Consider the following 17630-nt stretch of genomic DNA (forward strand, 5'->3'; position numbering starts at 1 on the left):
TCAGAGCGCCTCTGCGGTTTTGGCCGAGCCGATCAGTTTTTTCACCGAAATGGAGCCAATGAGGCGGGTGCCGGCAACTTCGCGGCCTGCGGCGTTGAAGAAGAGCATGGTGGGAGGGCCTGCCACTTCAAGGGCTTTCATGAGGGCACCGTTCTCGTCGTTGAAATCCGACAGGTCGGCCTTGATGAGCTGGAAACCGTCGAGACTGTTGATGACGCCGGTATCCGGCAGGACGGAGCGCTCGATGACGCGGCAGGTGACGCACCAGTCGGCGGTGAAATAGACGAGGGTGGGCGCGCCGCCGGCGCTGGCGAGCTGCGCCTTGAGCTCGGGAATCGAGCCGGTTTGTCCAAAAACGAGTTCGCGAGCGGGGGCGGATGCCTCGCTGCGCTCTGCGATCCGGGCCAGCGGCTTGAGCGGATCGGTACCGCCGGACGCGGCTCCCAGCATCAGGATGATGCCGTAGATGAGCGACAGCGCGCCAACCGAGCGGATGGCGGCGAGCGGCGTCGTCTCGGTGATCTTTGCGCTGAAGGCAAAGCTTGCGATGGCGATGAGAAGGGCGGACCAGAGCGCGAGATCGAGGCCGGCAGGCAAAAGCGGCGTTGCCGTCCATATGGCGGTGGCCAGGAAGCCGAAGCCGAACACGCGCTTGACGCTTTCCATCCATGCGCCGGCGCGCGGCAGGGCCTTGCCGCCAAGCGTGCCCATGATGATGAGCGGAATGCCCTTGCCGATGCCAAGGGCGAAAAGCGCTGCCGCCCCCAAAGCCACATCCGCGGTTTGGGCGATGTAGAGGAGTGCGCCGGCAAGCGGAACGGTGACGCAGGGGCCGACGATGAGGGCGGACGAGAAGCCGAGAATGGCGGCGGAGCGGCGTGAGCCGCCAACGCCGCCCGTGCGGTTTGCCACCCAGCTTGTCCATGCGGTGGGCAATTGCAGCTCGAACAGGCCGAACATGGACAGCGCGAGAATGGCAAAGAGCGCAGACAGGATGCCAATCGTGACGGGCGACTGCAGAACGAGCTGTAGGTTCTGACCGGACCAGCCGGCGGCAGCGCCCAAAAGCGCGAAGGCCGAGGCCAGCGCGATCACATAGATCGAGGACAGCTCGAAGCCGCGCCATGCGGTGAGACGGTCTCCTTCGCGCGCCAGCGCGCCGGCCATGATCGGGTACATGGGAAAGACGCAAGGGGTGAAGGCGAGAAGCAGGCCAAAAAGCGGGAAGCTGACGAGAACGAGAAAAACACCGCCACGGCCAAGCAGCGACTGGATGAGCCCGTCATCTTCGGCAAGTGCGAAACCGGTGTCTTCGCTGGCGGCGGGTGCCGTTGCGGCAGGCGCCTCTTCCGTGACCCATTCCACGGGCGCTGTGGCCTGCGGCGGCTGCGGCTTGATGACGGCAAGCGTAAGGGCGTTTACCCGCCGGGTTTCGGGTGCGTAGCAGATACCGCCGTCCTGACAGCCCTGAAATGTGATGTCGAATGTGCCGAAGACCTGTTGGGAAAGACGCGCGCTCGCCTCGTCGTAATAGACTTCGGAGAGGCCGAATGTGGGGTCGTCCTTGCGGATGCCGGGGCCGGTTTCGAGCGGCAGTTCCGCGCCGTCCTGCGACGCGCCGATGTGATCGCGATAGAGGTAATAGCCTTCGGCGATCTGCCAGTTGAGGGCCAGCGTGCCGTCTTGCGTGCGTTTTACCGCAAGCGAGAAGGCATCTTCGACGGGCAGTGGTCTGGAGCTCTGGGCCATCGCGGTTTCGGGGGCAGGCATGAGGCTGACAAAAAGGAAAGCCGCAAGTGCGAGCAGGATTTTCTTCATTCGTTCACTTCGGATGGTGTTGTCGTGCGTCCGGTTCATATGACTGTTGCCTGCAGTGTACGTATCAACTTAAGGCAGCCTTAAGGTGAGTGTTGTCTTGGCGGCTGGAACAACAGCAAGGAGTTTTCAGCATGGCGCATTCTCGTGCAGCCACGGGCAGTGATGTGTGTGGTGCCGATCTGCCGGATGAGGGATTGATTGACGCAACGGCCATGCCGCGGCGGGGCTTTCTGGCCGGGCTCGGCGCGCTGGCAGTGTCGGGATGCGTGGCGACGCCGCAGCGCCCTGCACCAAAGGTGGTTGAGCCGCCCAAGCCCAGGCGCGTTGTTCCGCCGATGTATTACGCGATGCCGAATGAGCGCTTTCCGATACCCGAAGTCGATATCAGACATCTGGATGAGCGCTGGTGGCGAAAGGATGTCAGCTATCCGACGAGTGAGCGGAAGGGAACGCTGATCGTGGATACACCGAACAGATATCTCTACCACGTCACCGGACCTAATCGGGCGACGCGCTATGGCATCGGCGTTGGACGAGACGGCTTCTCCTGGGCGGGCCGTGCAATCATGGCCTATCGGCGCGAGTGGCCGCGCTGGACGCCGCCAAACGAGATGGTGGCGCGGCGGCCGGAGCTGGAGCCCTACAGCATCGCCAATGGCGGCATGCCCCCCGGTCTGCGCAATCCGCTCGGGGCACGTGCGCTCTACATACATCTCAACGGCAAGGACACGCTTTACCGCATTCATGGCACGCCGGAGCCGTGGAGCATCGGCAAGGCGGTTTCATCCGGCTGTATCCGCCTGATCAACCAGGATGTGATTCACCTGCACGATCATGTCAGGGATGGCAGCCCTATTGTCGTCATACCCGATCCGAAGATGCAGCATCTTCTGGTGACCTGACGGTTGGTTCCTTACCGGTGCGAGCGAGGCGAGCGATGCGACTTTTGGTGGTTGAAGACGATCCGCTGCTTCTGGACGGGCTGACGGTGGGGCTGGGTCTTGCCGGCTTTGCGGTCGATGCCGTGGCCAGTTGCGAGGATGCCTTTGCAGCGCTCGACACCCAGTCTTATGACGGCGTCGTGCTCGACCTGATGCTGCCGGATGGTTCGGGTCTGGACGTGCTTTCGAGCCTGCGTGGCCGGGGCGATGCGACGCCGGTTCTGCTGTTGACGGCACGGGATCAGATCCCAGACCGTATTGCCGGACTGGATGCTGGTGCGGACGACTATGTGGGGAAGCCGTTTGACCTCGATGAACTGGCAGCACGCGTGCGCGCCGCGGTCAGGCGGGGCAAGGGCCGCCCCAGCGCCACGCTCGCCTGGGCTGGCGTGACGCTCGACCCGGCGAGCCAGACGGTTGCACGAAACGGGGAGCTGGTGAACCTCACGCGGCGTGAATTCGCGCTTCTGGCGGCCCTTATGGAGCGCCCGGCAAGCATCCTTTCCAAACCGGCTCTCGAAGAAACCATCTATGGCTGGCAGGAAGAGGTTGAGAGCAACGCCGTGGAGGTGCACATCCATAAACTTCGCTCCAAGCTGGGAGCCGGCTTCATCCGCACCGTGCGCGGGGTGGGGTATCGGCTCACGGAGGCAAAAGCATGCGATCCATCCGACTGAGGCTGATCATGATCCTGATGGGATCGACGGGGCTTGTCTGGCTGCTTGCCGTTGGCTGGATCTATCTCAGCACCCAGGCCGAAGTGGAAAGGGTTCTCGACGCACGGCTGATGGAAGCAGCGCGAATGGTCAATTCGCTTCTTTCCGACCATCGAATTGAAGTGGGGCTGGAGGAAGGAGCGGCGCGCCATGTGGTTGGGGAGTTCGAGCAAACTCATCGCCCCTATGAGCGCCAGCTCTCATGCCAGATCTGGTCACTGGAGGGGAGCCTTGTGGGGCGCTCTGAAAACGCCCCCCAGACCCGCCTGACCGAGATAGGAACCGGGTTTTCAGAGACCGCGGTGGATGGCGAGCGATGGCGCGTCTTCACCGTGGAAAATCAGTCACTCGGCGTGCGCGTGATGGTGGGGGACAGCCTCCGGATCCGAGAAACCCTTGTGAGCGACGTGATCAAGGGACTGGTGGTGCCGGCACTCCTGATCCTGCCGTTTCTGGCGGGCGTCATCCTTGTTTCCGTGGGACGGGGGCTCTCGCCTCTCAACGATATGGCGGACACGTTGTCGAAACGTGCGGCAAACGATCTGCGCCCGCTGCAGGCCGACAATCTGCCGAAGGAGATTGCGCCAGCGGTGAATGCACTGAACGGGCTCTTTAAACGGGTGGAAGATGTGCGCGACCGCGAACGCAGTTTTACCGCCTTTGCCGCCCATGAGTTGAAGACACCGCTGGCTGGCGTGAAAACGCAGGCGCAGATCGCGCTGGCGAGCGAGGACCCGGCGCTGCATGCCAATGCGCTGCAGCAGATCACCATGGGCGTGGATCGAACGAGCCGGCTTGTGAAGCAGCTTCTCGACCTGACCGCCCTTGAGACAAACGACAGTGAGCCTATCCTGCAAACCGTGAGCGTGCGTGCGCTCATGCGCAGTGTGATGGCGGAGCTTCCGTTGGCGCGGGGAGAGACACGACTGAACGTGGAGGCGGATGGCGAGGACGCACACGAGGTTCATGTCGAGCCGCACTTCCTCTCGCTAGCGTTGCGCAACCTCATTGAAAATGCGCTCAATCATGCACCGGAAACCTCGGGCGTGGTGTGTCGGGTGGAAGAGGTGGCAGACAGCGTGCGCTTCCTGGTGGAGGATCGCGGTCCGGGTATTCCCGAGGCGGAGCTTTCACAGGTGGTGGAGAAGTTTGTGCGCGGGCGGAACCGCTCTGCATCCGGCAGCGGGCTGGGGCTTGCCATTGCGCAGGCAGCGATGGTGCGCATGGGCGGAACGCTGACGCTCGAAAACCGCGAGGAAGGCGGTTTGCGCGCCATTCTGACCGTGCGAAAGGCGGAGACGATGGCTTGATTTCCCGACGCGGTTTTCTGGTTGGCGCTTCGGGTGCGCTGGCGGTTGCGCCGCTGGCCGCACGCGCCGCGCCCAGCCTGGATGACATGGTGCGCGACCCGGCGCTCCATGTTCTGGGCAACCCGGCAGGAGACGTGACGATTGCCGAGTTCTTCGATTATCTCTGCCCTTCCTGCAAGGCAATCCATCATGAGCTGAAGGAGATTGTGCGGTCTGACGGCAATCTGCGGCTGGTGATGAAGGACTGGCCGATCAATGGTGATATGGCCTGGTATGCCTCGCGCATGGTGCATGCTTCCGCTGCCCTTGGTGCCTATGAAGCAGCGCATAATGCGGTGATGGCCATGAAGAACGGCCTGACGCATGGCGGAGTGGATGCCGCGCTCACCAATGTGGGGGCGGACGCCGGAGCCGTACGCGACATGCTGGATCTGCATGTTGAAGCGATAGATGGCCTGATTGCCCGCAACGAGAAGCATGCGAAGGCGTTGAAGCTTGCCGGAACGCCTGCTTTCCTGATCGGGAGACGGCTTTATCGGCGGCCTCTCACCCCAGACGAGATCGTGGCAGCGGTGGCGCTGGCGCGCTCCGAGAAATAGGGCGCCTCCCGGGCGCATCTCTGCTATTCAGGCATGGTTTCTTGACTGCCGGGGAGGGTGAGATGGTTGAAGCTGCGGGATTTCCTGATGGAGGCGTGTTTGTCGGGCGGGTCTGGAACCCGAATGTGGCAGGGCCGGCCCTCTGTGTGCTGCAGGACGGGCTGCTGATCGACATTACCTCTCGCGAAGCGCCAACCATGCGTGACCTTCTGGAGATGGATGACCCGGCGGGTTATGCGCGCCAATGCGCCAAAAACGGGAGCCTGTTTGGCGCGTTTGAGGTGATCGCGGCAGAAAGGGCCGATGGGACAACAGGCGGAGCCAGCCCCTGCCTGCTCGCGCCCAACGATCTGCAGGCGGTAAAGGCATGCGGCGTGACATTTGCGCGCTCGATGATCGAACGCGTCATCGAGGAGCGCGCTGCCGGAGACCCGTCGAAGGCTGCGGCAATCCGTGAGCGCTGCCAGGCGATCATCGGCGACAGTCTGCGGGACCTGAAGGCAGGCTCGGAAAAGGCTGAAGCCGTGAAGCGTGCACTGATCGCCGAGGGCGTGTGGTCACAATATCTCGAAGTGGGCATCGGGCCGGATGCGGAGGTTTTCACCAAGGCACAGCCCATGTCCTCGGTTGGCCACGGCGCTGAGGTCGGGCTACATCCGGTTTCCAGCTGGAACAACCCGGAGCCCGAGATCGTGCTGGCGGTGGACAGTCTGGGCCGGGTCAAGGGCGCGACGCTGGGCAATGACGTCAATCTGCGCGATGTGGAGGGGCGTTCCGCACTGCTTCTGGGCAAAGCCAAGGACAACAACGCCTCCTGCGCCATCGGCCCGTTCATCCGTCTGTTCGACGAGGGGTATGGCATGGATGACGTGCGGGCGGCCGAGCTCGATCTTCTCGTGACAGGCGAAGATGGTTTCGTGCTCGAAGGCAAGAGCTCCATGGCTGAAATCAGCCGGGATCCGCTCGATCTGGTCGCCCAGACCTGCGGGCGGCATCACCAGTATCCCGACGGGTTCATGCTGTTTCTGGGGACACTCTTCGCGCCGATACAGGACCGCGACGTGCCGGGCGAGGGGTTCACGCACAAGGTGGGCGATCGGGTGACGATTTCGAGCCCGGGGCTGGGGGCGTTGACCAACACGGTGCGGCTTTCGACCGATTGCCCGCCCTGGACCTTTGGCACAGCCGCACTGATGCGCAATCTGGCGGGGCGGGGGCTTCTTGGGTGACAGGCGCTACGCAGGGCTGATCACGAGCACCAGGACTCCTTGAAACCGCGCCAGCGATGCGCGAGACCCTCGGCGATGAGCTGGTCGCCGATGGGCTTGCCGTTGCGATAAAGCGTTCTGAGTTTTCTTCCGTAAACATCACGATCGCGCAGGCTCGTGCGGCGGAGCTCAAAGGGGCCCGAATTGACCAGTTGCTGAAAACGGCGCTGTGCGCGGCGGGCCAGTTTCGCTTCCTGAGCGCATTGGGGAGAGAACAGCTCTGGCGTGTTGAAGCCGGTCGCCCTGATTTTCTCGCCATTGATGTAAAGCGTGTCGCCATCAACGATGCAATTGATGCGCTTGCCGCTTCCACACACCGAGAAATAGCGGAGAATATGTGGCTGGCTCTGCGATTGGGGAGCGCTGAAGAGGCCTGAGATCCTGTCCGTGGGGATGATGGAATAGTGTGCCGCCGCCCAGCCGGCAATGAGAGCGAGCGTAATCAACCCGAAACCGTCCTTGAGCACCTGAAACGGGCGCGAGGAACGGCCTTTGTGCCGGCTTGTGCGTTTTGCGGCCGCGTGCCACGGAGTGTTGCTTCTGCCTGCTCTTGTGGAAAATTGCATTATGCGCGCCATAGCCTGCTCCCTGGCGACAGTGGATCAGGCTGGGTTGAATATGAGGTTTTGGTGGGAGCGCGAATTTTATGAAAGTTTTTGAGTTCGGTGCGGGGAATACCGATTGCAGTGCACGAACCCAAACGATTCAGCATGGAAGAAGCATGGGCACCAAAAAGCCCGCACCGGTTTGGTGCGGGCTCTCTGGATTTCCTGTTGCCGAGTGGATTCAGCTGCAGCCGCTCGTTGCGCCGCAGGTGTCGCATTTTTCGCAGGTGCCGTTTCTCACCATGGTGAAGTTCTGGCATTCCGAGCACATATTGCCGGTGTAACCCTGCATGATCGCCTGCTGGCGGCGGTGGGTTTCCACCTTCTTGGCGTCGGCAGCCTCTTCCGCGGCAGCTTCGGTGAAGACATCGTTGATGTCACCTTCCTGCACCACGTCTTCGGCCAGTTCCTTGGCGCGCTCCTCATAGTCGCGGCGGAAGGCGGTGGCTTCTTCCTGTAGGCCGGCAACGGCCGGCTTCAGCGCGTGCACCGTAGCCCCGGACGAGACCGCACGCACCGTGCTGCCTGACGAGCCCTTTGGCTCGCCGGACTTGCCGGAGACGACCTTGAGCGGTGCGCCACGGGTCAGGCCCTTGGAATAGGGCAGGGCCTTGCCTTCATTGATGCCGCGGCCAAGCGCCGTGTTGGTGAAGTCGGACGTGTCGACATGGGCAAGGTCCGAACGGTCGAGATAGGAGACCGCCAGCTCACGGAACACATAGTCGAGGATCGACGTGGCGTTCTTGATGGCGTCATTGCCCATGACCATGCCGGCCGGCTCGAATTTGGTGAAGGTGAAGGCCTCCACATATTCCTCCAGCGGCACGCCATATTGCAGGCCGAGCGAGATGGCGATGGCGAAATTGTTCATCATGGCGCGGAAGGCGGCACCTTCCTTGTGCATGTCGATGAAGATCTCACCGAGGCGGCCATCGTCGAATTCGCCGGTGCGCAGGTAGACCTTGTGTCCGCCAATCACCGCTTTCTGGGTGTAGCCCTTGCGGCGGTTGGGCAGTTTTTCGCGCTCGCGCACCACCTTTTCGACAATGCGCTCGACGATTTTTTCGGAGACCTCCGCGACCTGGGCGGCGGTGGGGGCTGCCACCAGCTCTTCCACCAGATCGTCGGCCTCTTCCTCGTCGTCCGACAGGAGCGAGGAATTGAGCGGCTGCGAGAGCTTGGAGCCGTCGCGATAGAGCGCATTGGCCTTGAGCGCCAGTTTCCAGGAAAGCAGATAGGCTTCCTTGCAGTCCTCGACCGTTGCCTCGTTGGGCATGTTGATGGTCTTGGAGATGGCGCCCGAGATGAAGGGCTGGGCAGCCGCCATCATGCGGATGTGGCTTTCCACCGACAGATAGCGCTTGCCGACCTTGCCGCAGGGATTGGCGCAATCGAAGACGGGCAGGTGCTCGTCCTTGAGGTGCGGCGCGCCTTCCAGCGTCATGGCTCCGCAGATATGGATATTGGCTGCCTCGATTTCCTTCTTGGAGAAGCCGAGCTCCGGCAGGATCTCGAAGGAGAAATCGTCGAGCTGTTCGTCGGTGAAGCCGAGGGTTTCCTTGCAGAAATCCTCGCCCAGCGTCCATTTGTTGAAGGCGAACTTGATGTCGAACGCGCTCTTGAGCGCCGTATTCAGCGTCTCGATCTTTTCGTCCGTGAAGCCCTTGGCCCTGAGCGTCGTCGGGTTGATGCCCGGCGCCTGGTTCAGATTGCCATGGCCGACCGCGTAAGCCTCGATCTCGGCGATCTGGCTTTCAGAATAGCCGAGCGTGCGCAGCGCTTCGGGCACGGCGCGGTTGATGATCTTGAAGTAGCCGCCACCGGCCAGCTTCTTGAACTTCACCAGTGCAAAGTCGGGCTCGATGCCGGTCGTGTCACAGTCCATGACAAGGCCGATCGTGCCGGTGGGCGCGATGACGGTGGCCTGCGCGTTGCGATAGCCGTGCTTTTCGCCGAGTTCGAGCGCGCGGTCCCATGCGGCGCGGGCATGCTCGATCAGGTCATCATGGGGGCAGTCCTCGGCGACAAGAGGCACCGGGTTCACCGCCAGCTTCTCATAGCCCTCGCTTTCGCCATGGGCCGCGCGGCGGTGGTTGCGCATGACGCGCAGCATGTTTTCCGCATTGCGCTCATAATCGGCGAAGGGGCCAAGCTCGCCGGCCATTTCTGCCGACGTCGCATAGGCAACGCCGGTCATGATCGCCGTGAGTGCGCCGCAGATGGCGCGACCTTCAGGCGAATCATAGGGAATGCCAGAGGTCATCAGGAGGCCGCCAATATTGGCGTAGCCGAGACCAAGTGTGCGGTATTCGTAGGAAAGCTTGGCAATCTCCTTGGACGGGAACTGGGCCATCATCACGGAGATTTCCAGCACCATGGTCCACAGGCGCACCGTATGCTCATAGGCTGCAATGTCGATGGAGCCGTCCTTGTTGCGGTACTGCAAAAGGTTCATCGAAGCGAGATTGCAGGCCGTGTCGTCCAGGAACATGTATTCCGAGCACGGGTTCGAGGCACGGATCGGACCTGCCGCCGGCGAGGTGTGCCAGTCATTCATGGTGGTGTTGTAGTGGAGGCCCGGATCGGCAGAAGCCCATGCGGCATAGCCGATCTTCTCCCACAGATCGCGGGCTTTCACGGTCTTGGCGACCTTGCCGTCGATGCGGTTGATCAGGTTCCACTCGCCATCAGCCTCGACGGCGCGCAGAAAGTCGTCCTTCAAGGAGACGGAATTGTTGGAGTTCTGGCCGGAGACGGTGAGATAGGCTTCCGAATCCCAATCCGTGTCATAGGTGCGGAAATCGAGATCGGTGTAGCCCTGCCGCGCGAACTGGATGACGCGCTGGATGTAGTTTTCCGGCACGGCATTGCGCTTGGCGGCCTTGATTTCGCGCTTCAGCGCCGGGTTCTTCGACGGATCGAAGCAATCATCATTGGCGCCTTCGCAATTGATGCAGGCCTTCATGATGGCGTCGAGATGCTTCTTGGCGATCTTGGAGCCGGTGACGAGGGCAGCAACCTTCTGCTCCTCCTTCACCTTCCAGTCGATGTAGCCTTCGATATCAGGGTGATCGACATCGACCACCACCATCTTGGCGGCGCGGCGCGTCGTGCCGCCCGACTTGATGGCGCCGGCAGCGCGGTCGCCGATTTTCAGGAAGGACATGAGGCCGGAGGACTTGCCGCCACCCGACAGCTTTTCACCTTCACCGCGCAGATGCGAAAAGTTGGAGCCGGTGCCCGAACCATATTTGAACAGGCGTGCCTCGCGGACCCACAGGTCCATGATGCCGCCTTCATTGACGAGATCGTCGCCCACGGACTGGATGAAGCAGGCATGCGGCTGGGGATGCTCGTAGGAGGATTTGGATTTGGTCAGCTTGCCGGTGAAGGGATCGACATAATAGTGGCCCTGACCGGGGCCATCGATGCCATAGGCCCAGTGCAGGGCCGGTGTTGAACCATTGCGGGGAATTGGGCGCAACGCGCTGGGTGGCGAGCATGTAGCAAAGCTCGTCCATGAAGGCCTGGGCGTCGTTTTCGCTGTCGAAATAGCCGCCCTTCCAGCCCCAATAGGTCCAGGTGCCGGCGAGGCGGTTGAAGACCTGCGCGGCGCTGGTCTCGGAGCCATAGCGCTCATCCTCGGGCAGGTCCTTCAGAGCTTCCTCGTCCGCCACCGAACGCCAAAGGAAGGAGGGGACGTCGTTCTCTTCCACTTTTTTCAGGCGCGCGGGAACGCCCGCCTTGCGGAAATATTTCTGGGCCAGGATGTCGCTGGCGACCTGGGAGAACTGCGCCGGAACGTCGATATTCTCCAGCCGGAAGACGATGGAGCCATCCGGGTTCTTGATTTCACTCGTGGCCTTGCGGAAGGAAATTTCCGCATATGGGCTCTGGCCCTGCTTTGTGAACCGGCGTTCGATGCGCATTTTGTCCTCTTCGCCCCTAATCCAAATATAGTGTCTGCGACGGTGAATGCCTCATCACATTTTTCACCGCGCAGACGCTGTGTCCGCCGACTGCCGCCCGCCTGAGCGGACAGCTCTCCTATACTGAAGGTTGGCGCCTTAGCGTGGACCGTGAAACGGCCTTCGCAAGGTCATTGTCCCGCGTTAACGAGACCGCCCCCAACCTGACGCACTTGCAACGATACCGTCACAGAACATTCACACTATATGGTGCGCAGAATATCCGTAAACACTAAATGTAGTATTAACAGCTTCTTTATGCCAGTTGACACGGCGCGCCCCACTCGCGTTTCCGCTGGCGCACAGGGGCGCCAATCCACCCGAAGAGCACTCGGGGCGGATCTCGGAAACTCAGTACAAAATCGGAAAATCGACCAGCTTGCCGCCGACCAATCGCACCCTACGAACGCAGGTGCATTACCCATAAAAGGCGACTCGTCTGCTGACGTCAAGGAGTCGGTAAAGGATCGATTGTGACCGCAACATGTTGTGGGTCGAGCGTGTGAATAATGGGGAACGCGCCGAGACAAGGTTGCGGTTTTGGAAACCCACCGTTTTCGGCATCGACAATCCGTGACCTGCCTGCTGGCGAACCGGTTTGTCTGAGGCTGGAGCCTGCGCGAACCGAGGGTTGGTTCAGGAAATGAGATCCAGGATAAGGAAAATGCCCCCTGAAAGCACGGCCGCGGCAGGCACGGTGGTGACCCATGCAGCCACGATGGTGCGAACATGGGCACGACGGACCAGCTTGCGGCGGGCGATCTCCTCGCGGGACGTTTTTTGCAGCTCCAGATCGATATCGTCGCCCTCACCGGAGCCATTGTCTGCCTTGAGGCGCACGCCTTTGCGCTCGAGATAGGCGCGCCGGCGCCTGGAATGCGCCGTGTACCATTCACGGAAGAATCCGACGCCGAAAATCGCACCCACGGCAGTGTGGGTGGAACTGATTGGCAGCCCCAGGCCGGAGGCGATGATCACGGTGATGGCAGCCGACAGGGCAACACAGAAGGCGCGCATAGGATTGAGCTTGGTGATCTGCTCTCCGACCATGCGAATGAGCTTCGGGCCAAACAGCACCAGTCCGATCGAGATGCCGGCAGCTCCGATCACCATCACCCAGAGAGGAATCGCAACGGTGGTGTTGACCGCACTTTCGTTGACCGTGGCGACGATCGCCGCCAGGGGGCCGACCGCATTGGCAACATCATTTGCACCATGAGCAAACGAAAGCAGCGCGGCGGAGATCACCAAAGGCACCTTGAAGAGGCGGCGCAATGACTGGTTGCGGTTTTCCAGACCCTCTGACTGTGCATGCACGAACAGGTGGGCGAGGAACCATGTGACCACGAAGAATGCGGCACCAATCAGCGCGGCGCCGGAACCGCTGACGTCGAACACCTTCTTCAGGCCCTTGAGTGTCAGGTAGCTCGCGAAGGCTCCCGCCATGATGGCAATTAGGAGCGGCAGCCAGCGTCGCGCCGCTGCAATCTTGTCATCCTGATAGATGATGGCTGTCTTGATGAATGCGAGAAACAGAGCAGCGATGATGCCGCCCACCACCGGAGAGACGACCCAGCTTGCCGCGATCTGCGACATGGTGGTCCAGTCCACGGAAGCAAACCCGGCGGCCGCGATGCCTGCGCCCATGACGCCGCCCACGACCGAATGTGTGGTGGAGACCGGTGCGCCGATCCAGGTGGCCAGATTGATCCAGAGTGCGGATGAAATCAGGGCCGCCATCATGGCGCGCACGAATGCTTCGGGTGTTCCCACTGCGGCCGGGTCTATGATGCCCTTGGAGATGGTGTCCACCACATCGCCACCGGCAATGAGAGCGCCGGCGCTTTCGAAAACCGCAGCGATCAGCAGCGCACCGCCCAGCGTCATGGCTTTTGCGCCTACGGCAGGCCCAACATTGTTGGCGACATCGTTTGCACCGATGTTGAGCGCCATGTAGGCACCGATCGCTGCTGCGGCCACGATAATGACGGCCCGTGGCTCGCCGATCGTGTAGGTGGCGGCAAAAACGGCGACGAGAGCGAGAAAGAGCAGACCGAGGCCTGGGGCGATCAGGCCGCGTGCAACGGTCGACGTGGCCTGTTCGACATGAACCAGCTTGTCGAGGTCCTTGTCGAGTGTCTGCTTGCGTGGGGTTGTTGGCGTGCCGCTCATGCGATTTCCATCTCGGGCCGTGCTCCACCATAGTCCAGTGAAGGCATGCGGAAAAGAACTCCGCCACGGGTTAGGAAACTAACCCGCTCACGGCAAGTATGGACAACGAAAAAGGCCGTTCAGGCAGCGATTTTCCGTGGATTGTGAGCAAATTCAATCAGGAGTTCGCCGAGGTCGGGCTCATTCACTGCCGCTGCAGCTTCCTGTGGGGAAAACCATTGACGCGTGCGCTGCTTGCGCTCGGGCCACTTGCGAAGCTCTTCTGTGACCTCAAGTGGTACCACGGCGACCTCGCAGGGCCATTCAACGCCTGTTCCGTCGGTCTTGTGATAGTAGAAGCGACCGATTTCGTCGTCTGAGGGAATGCCGCTGATGCCTGCTTCCTCGCGAGCTTCGCGCATGGCGGCCTTTGCAAGCGTTTCGGCGCCCTCCGGCCAGCCCTTCGGCAAAACCCAACGCCCTGTTCCGCGGCTCGTGATCAGCATGATCTGTATCGCGTTTCCACTTCCCGCAATGCGCCACGGCAGGGCCGCAGCCTGAACCTGGCGGGGGTTCCCGCCGAACAGACGCCGGACCGTTTCGGTCAGCCGCAAACGAGTGCCGTAGGTGAAAATCGTACTTCTCCTCTTTCAGGCAGAGATACCTGAACCAATGCTGTTGTTCGAGTAACTGTTTTACGCTGTATCATGCGCGCGGCGGCGTCAAAGTTCCGCGTCAGCTTTCCGGTTCGAATCACGAAATGCGAAAAGCTCAAACGCACAGATAATCGATTCACACCAAAAATCAAGGTCTTGGCGCAATGATCGTGCGTGTTTGAAGCGCTGTGACGCCGGTAACAGCGGACCTGGAGGAGAGGATGAAGAGGCGGTTAGCCGCGTTGGTCCTCGGCAATCGGTTTCTGATATGAAAAGCCAAGGTCCCAGGGGAAATAGATCCAGGTATCCTGCGATACCTCCGTGACGAATGTATCGACCAGCGGCCGGCCTTTCGGCTTGGCATAAACCGTTGCGAAATGTGCTTTCGGCATCATGGCGCGCACGATGGCGGCGGTTTTTCCGGTGTCGGTCAGGTCGTCCACGATGAGGACATTTTCACCGTCCTCCTTCAGGAGTTCGGGATTGATTTCCTTCAAGACCTTGAGCTCGCCCTGTTCGGTGTAGTCGTGATAGGAGGCCACGCACACGGTCTCGATCAGCCGGATGCCAAGTTCGCGGGAAATGACTGCAGCGGGAACCAGCCCGCCGCGTGTGATGCAGACAATGGCTTTCCACTGCCCATTGGCGCCGGCCAGCCGCCAGGCGAGGGCGCGGGCGTCGCGGTGAAACTGATCCCAGGAAACGGGAAATGCTTTTTCGGGAAGAGACATCGGCATCGCACTCCATGGGCGCATCACGGCGACAGGTTGGAATGCGCGGTGAATTAGCCGGAAAGGCATGCCGAGCGCAAGCCCGGCATGCGGCCGGGCTGAATTTTCACCCGCTCATCATTGCCGGGCCGGATTTGAGCTCAATGCGCCATGAAGGTCGGAACAGTCATGGTCTGCAGAATGGTGCGTGTGGCTCCGCCGAAGACGAATTCGCGCAGCCTGGAGCGACCGAACGCGCCCATGACCAGAAGATCGGCACCCGTGTCGGAAACGCGGTTTTCGAGAATTTCACCATGTGAAACGCCTCCGGACTTTTCGACCTTGACCGTCACGTCGATATCGTGACGTGCGAGTGCTGCGGCGATCGCGGTGCCTGCCATGGATGCATCGCGGCGCGGCGTGTCCTGCGGATCAATGCAGAACACCTCGACGCTGTCTGCCTCCTTCATGAAGGGCAGGGCGTCGAATGCCGCACGCGCCGCCTGGCGGCTGCCGTTCCAGGCAAGCAAAACCTTCTTGAACTCGGCTTCCTGTGACTTGAAGATGTATGGGACAAAGAGGACGGGGCGACCGGTCTCGAAAAGCAGGGCCTCGACATTGGCTTCCATTGTGCCCTTGGCGTCGGGGTCTGTCTGCTGAGCGATCACAAGATCGGCGCTGCGGGCGCTTTCGATTCCGGACACGGCAGAGTCTCCCGAAACGCTGTCGAACCCGCGCCATTCATTGCCCACTTGCTCGATTCTTGTGCGTTCGTCGAACAGCTTGCGGATGACCTTGTGGCGACGCTGTGTTTCGTCCTGCATGTCGATGCTCAGATCCACCACGGGCCCGCCCATGGGAGAGGCCATGACCATCGGCAGGGCTTCGGCATGCAATCCGATGAGATGGCTCTCATGTCGGGTGGCAAGCGGCAGGGCGAGGTCGAGAACGCGCGGTGCGTCGGCTTCGCTTTGCAGAATGGCGAGAATGGTCTGGTAGCTCATGTCAGCCTCCCTGGAGCTGTGATGCAGTGCCTTGTCTCAATCTAACGCATCGAGCGGCTGAAAGTTTTGCGACAGATCAACCTTTTGCCTCCTGCCTATCAGGAATGGCGTCCAGCATGGTGTGCGTTGCCTTCAATGCCTCCGCAAGCGCTGTTCTGGAGCGCGAGCGGATGACAATTTCGGTCCAGAATGACCCGTCCTGGTATTTCGGATAGGACCCGATGATCGTTTCGGGGTGAGCGGCCTGAACCGCCCCTAGCGGACCGCCGATGGCGCCTTCGGGATGAGGCGAGGGAATCGTTTCCGAGAGGAGCTTCGCGCCTGTCTTCAACGTCGGAACCACATTGTCGAGCATTGCCTGGAAAATCGCGGGCACGCCTGCCATGACGTAGACGTTTTCGACACGAAAACCGGGGGCGACTGAAATCGGGTTGTCGATGTGTTCCGCCCCCTGGGGCATTCGGGCCATGCGTTTGCGGGCCTCGGAGAATTCTGTTCCACGACGTGCATAGTGCTCCTTGAGCAACGTGAGCGCCTTGTCGTCGTATACACAGGGGCGACCGAAGGCACGGGCGATGGCATCTGCCGTGATGTCATCATGGGTCGGCCCGATGCCGCCGGTGGTGAAGACATAGGTGTTGCGTGCACGAAGAGCATTCACCGCCTCGACAATGGCACTCTCGTCGTCGGAAACGACGCGCACTTCCTTCAGGTCTACACCGACTGCCGTCAACATGTCGGCCAGGTGACCGATGTTCCTGTCTTTTGTGCGCCCCGACAGGATTTCGTCGCCGATGACCACCATCGCGGCCGTTACAAGATCGCTCATTTCGCCTGGTTCCCTGTTGCAGAGGGGAGCAATAGACCTGCGTCAGGCCAAGGGCAATGGGTGCCAAAGGGTGAACAGTGTGTCGGGTTTTATCCGGTTTCCGGTGAACCTTTCGCGGACTAGATGCGTATAGATCGCAATGCTGCGGCAGGCGAACGAAACGGAACTCTGATTGAAACGGAGCAGATCATGACCAAGATACTGGTTCTTTATTATTCCAGCTGGGGGCACATGGAGGCCATGGCCAGAGCCGCCGCTGACGGGGCGCGGGCTGCGGGTGCGGACGTGACGATCAAGCGCGTGCCGGAACTGGTGCCGGAAGGCGTGGCCAGAGATGCGGGATACAAGCTCGATCAGGATGCACCGGTGGCGAAGCCGCTGGAGCTGGCCGATTATGACGGTTTCATATTTGGCGTTTCGACGCGTTTTGGCATGATGGCTTCCCAGATCAAGAACTTTCTCGACCAGACCGGCCCGCTCTGGGCGGAAGGAAAGCTGGTCGACAAACCGGCGACCGTGATGTCATCAACCGCGACGCAGCACGGCGGTGCGGAAATGGCTCTCGCCTCGACGCAGCTTGCACTGCAACACCATGGCATGCTGATCGTGCCGCTCTCCTATGCCTACCAGGATCAAATGGGCAACGATGTCGTGCGCGGCGGTGCTCCCTACGGAATGACGACCACCACGAATGGTGATGGTTCGCGAATGCCCTCGCAACAGGAGCTCGACGGTGCGACGTTCCAGGGCAGGCGTCTGGCGGAGATCACGGCGCGGCTCGCTGCCTGAAAGTGACGCCGGGAACCCTGACTCGAGAAGGCTGTGGTCTCCTCGGGGCGGGGGCGCGCGCTGACTTGCACTTATGCACCGGCGCGCTCTTTTATGCCGCTGAACATGCGTATTCTTTGAAGAACATGCGTAGCCCGCTTGATCAGGCCGGTTTCTACCGCTAGTCGTTGTTTTTGTGCGGACGTGGCGAAACTGGTAGACGCAAGGGACTTAAAATCCCTCGATCCTAGATCGTGCGGGTTCGATTCCCGCCGTCCGCACCAGAA

Annotated in this window: 13 protein-coding genes, 1 tRNA gene and 1 pseudogene; 7 read left to right on the plus strand and 8 right to left on the minus strand. The window is 61.1% G+C overall.

Going from position 1 to position 17630, the window contains the following annotated elements; all coding sequences use genetic code 11:
- On the minus strand, nt 1-1818 hold the full coding sequence (gene dsbD / locus AB2N04_RS10290) for a protein-disulfide reductase DsbD (protein WP_367718672.1): 1818 nt from the start codon (nt 1816-1818) through the stop codon (nt 1-3).
- A gap of 212 nt (nt 1819-2030) precedes the next feature.
- Between dsbD and AB2N04_RS10295 the strand changes: the two genes are divergently transcribed.
- The 5 genes from AB2N04_RS10295 (at nt 2031) to AB2N04_RS10315 (ending at nt 6613) form a co-directional block, all read left to right on the plus strand.
- A complete protein-coding gene (locus tag AB2N04_RS10295) occupies nt 2031-2720 on the plus strand; it encodes a L,D-transpeptidase (protein WP_367718780.1) in 690 nt (229 codons plus the stop codon).
- 35 nt (nt 2721-2755) lie between these two features.
- On the plus strand, nt 2756-3436 hold the full coding sequence (locus AB2N04_RS10300; protein WP_367718673.1) for a response regulator: 681 nt from the start codon (nt 2756-2758) through the stop codon (nt 3434-3436).
- On the plus strand, nt 3418-4785 hold the full coding sequence (locus AB2N04_RS10305; protein ID WP_367718674.1) for an ATP-binding protein: 1368 nt from the start codon (nt 3418-3420) through the stop codon (nt 4783-4785). The genes AB2N04_RS10300 and AB2N04_RS10305 overlap by 19 nt, the downstream gene beginning before the upstream one ends.
- Entirely contained in the window at nt 4782-5384 is a 603-nt protein-coding gene (locus tag AB2N04_RS10310; protein WP_367718675.1) for a thioredoxin domain-containing protein, read from the plus strand. Before AB2N04_RS10305 ends, AB2N04_RS10310 begins: the two co-directional genes overlap by 4 nt.
- A 62-nt stretch (nt 5385-5446) precedes the next feature.
- Nucleotides 5447-6613 (plus strand): fumarylacetoacetate hydrolase family protein, encoded by a 1167-nt coding sequence (locus AB2N04_RS10315; protein WP_367718676.1) that lies wholly within the window; start codon nt 5447-5449, stop codon nt 6611-6613.
- A gap of 20 nt (nt 6614-6633) precedes the next feature.
- Here the strand turns inward: AB2N04_RS10315 and AB2N04_RS10320 are convergent, their stop codons facing one another.
- From AB2N04_RS10320 to AB2N04_RS10350, 7 genes and pseudogenes are all read right to left on the minus strand, one after another.
- Nucleotides 6634-7098 (minus strand): thermonuclease family protein, encoded by a 465-nt coding sequence (locus tag AB2N04_RS10320; RefSeq protein WP_367718677.1) that lies wholly within the window; start codon nt 7096-7098, stop codon nt 6634-6636.
- Nucleotides 7099-7438: 340 nt separating this feature from the next.
- Nucleotides 7439-11186, minus strand: a pseudogene (locus tag AB2N04_RS10325) (vitamin B12-dependent ribonucleotide reductase).
- 675 nt (nt 11187-11861) lie between these two features.
- Nucleotides 11862-13397: an inorganic phosphate transporter gene (locus tag AB2N04_RS10330; RefSeq protein ID WP_367718678.1), complete on the minus strand. Its 1536-nt coding sequence runs from the start codon at nt 13395-13397 to the stop codon at nt 11862-11864.
- A gap of 119 nt (nt 13398-13516) precedes the next feature.
- A complete protein-coding gene (locus AB2N04_RS10335) occupies nt 13517-13984 on the minus strand; it encodes an NUDIX hydrolase (RefSeq protein WP_367718781.1) in 468 nt (155 codons plus the stop codon).
- Nucleotides 13985-14265: 281 nt separating this feature from the next.
- On the minus strand, nt 14266-14763 hold the full coding sequence (gene gpt / locus AB2N04_RS10340; RefSeq protein WP_367718679.1) for a xanthine phosphoribosyltransferase: 498 nt from the start codon (nt 14761-14763) through the stop codon (nt 14266-14268).
- A 140-nt stretch (nt 14764-14903) separates the two neighbouring features.
- Nucleotides 14904-15746: a universal stress protein gene (locus AB2N04_RS10345; protein WP_367718680.1), complete on the minus strand. Its 843-nt coding sequence runs from the start codon at nt 15744-15746 to the stop codon at nt 14904-14906.
- A 76-nt stretch (nt 15747-15822) separates the two neighbouring features.
- On the minus strand, nt 15823-16575 hold the full coding sequence (locus tag AB2N04_RS10350) for a competence/damage-inducible protein A (protein ID WP_367718681.1): 753 nt from the start codon (nt 16573-16575) through the stop codon (nt 15823-15825).
- A gap of 189 nt (nt 16576-16764) precedes the next feature.
- Here AB2N04_RS10350 and wrbA point away from each other — a divergent pair, with 189 nt between their 5' ends.
- Nucleotides 16765-17364, plus strand: a complete 600-nt coding sequence (gene wrbA / locus AB2N04_RS10355) for an NAD(P)H:quinone oxidoreductase (protein ID WP_367718682.1) — start codon at nt 16765-16767, stop codon at nt 17362-17364.
- A gap of 177 nt (nt 17365-17541) precedes the next feature.
- Nucleotides 17542-17627, plus strand: a tRNA-Leu gene (locus AB2N04_RS10360).
- Nucleotides 17628-17630 lie beyond the last annotated feature (3 nt).

Origin of the sequence: Nitratireductor sp. GISD-1A_MAKvit (genome assembly GCF_040819555.1) — a bacterium.
Lineage (GTDB): Bacteria > Pseudomonadota > Alphaproteobacteria > Rhizobiales > Rhizobiaceae > Nitratireductor.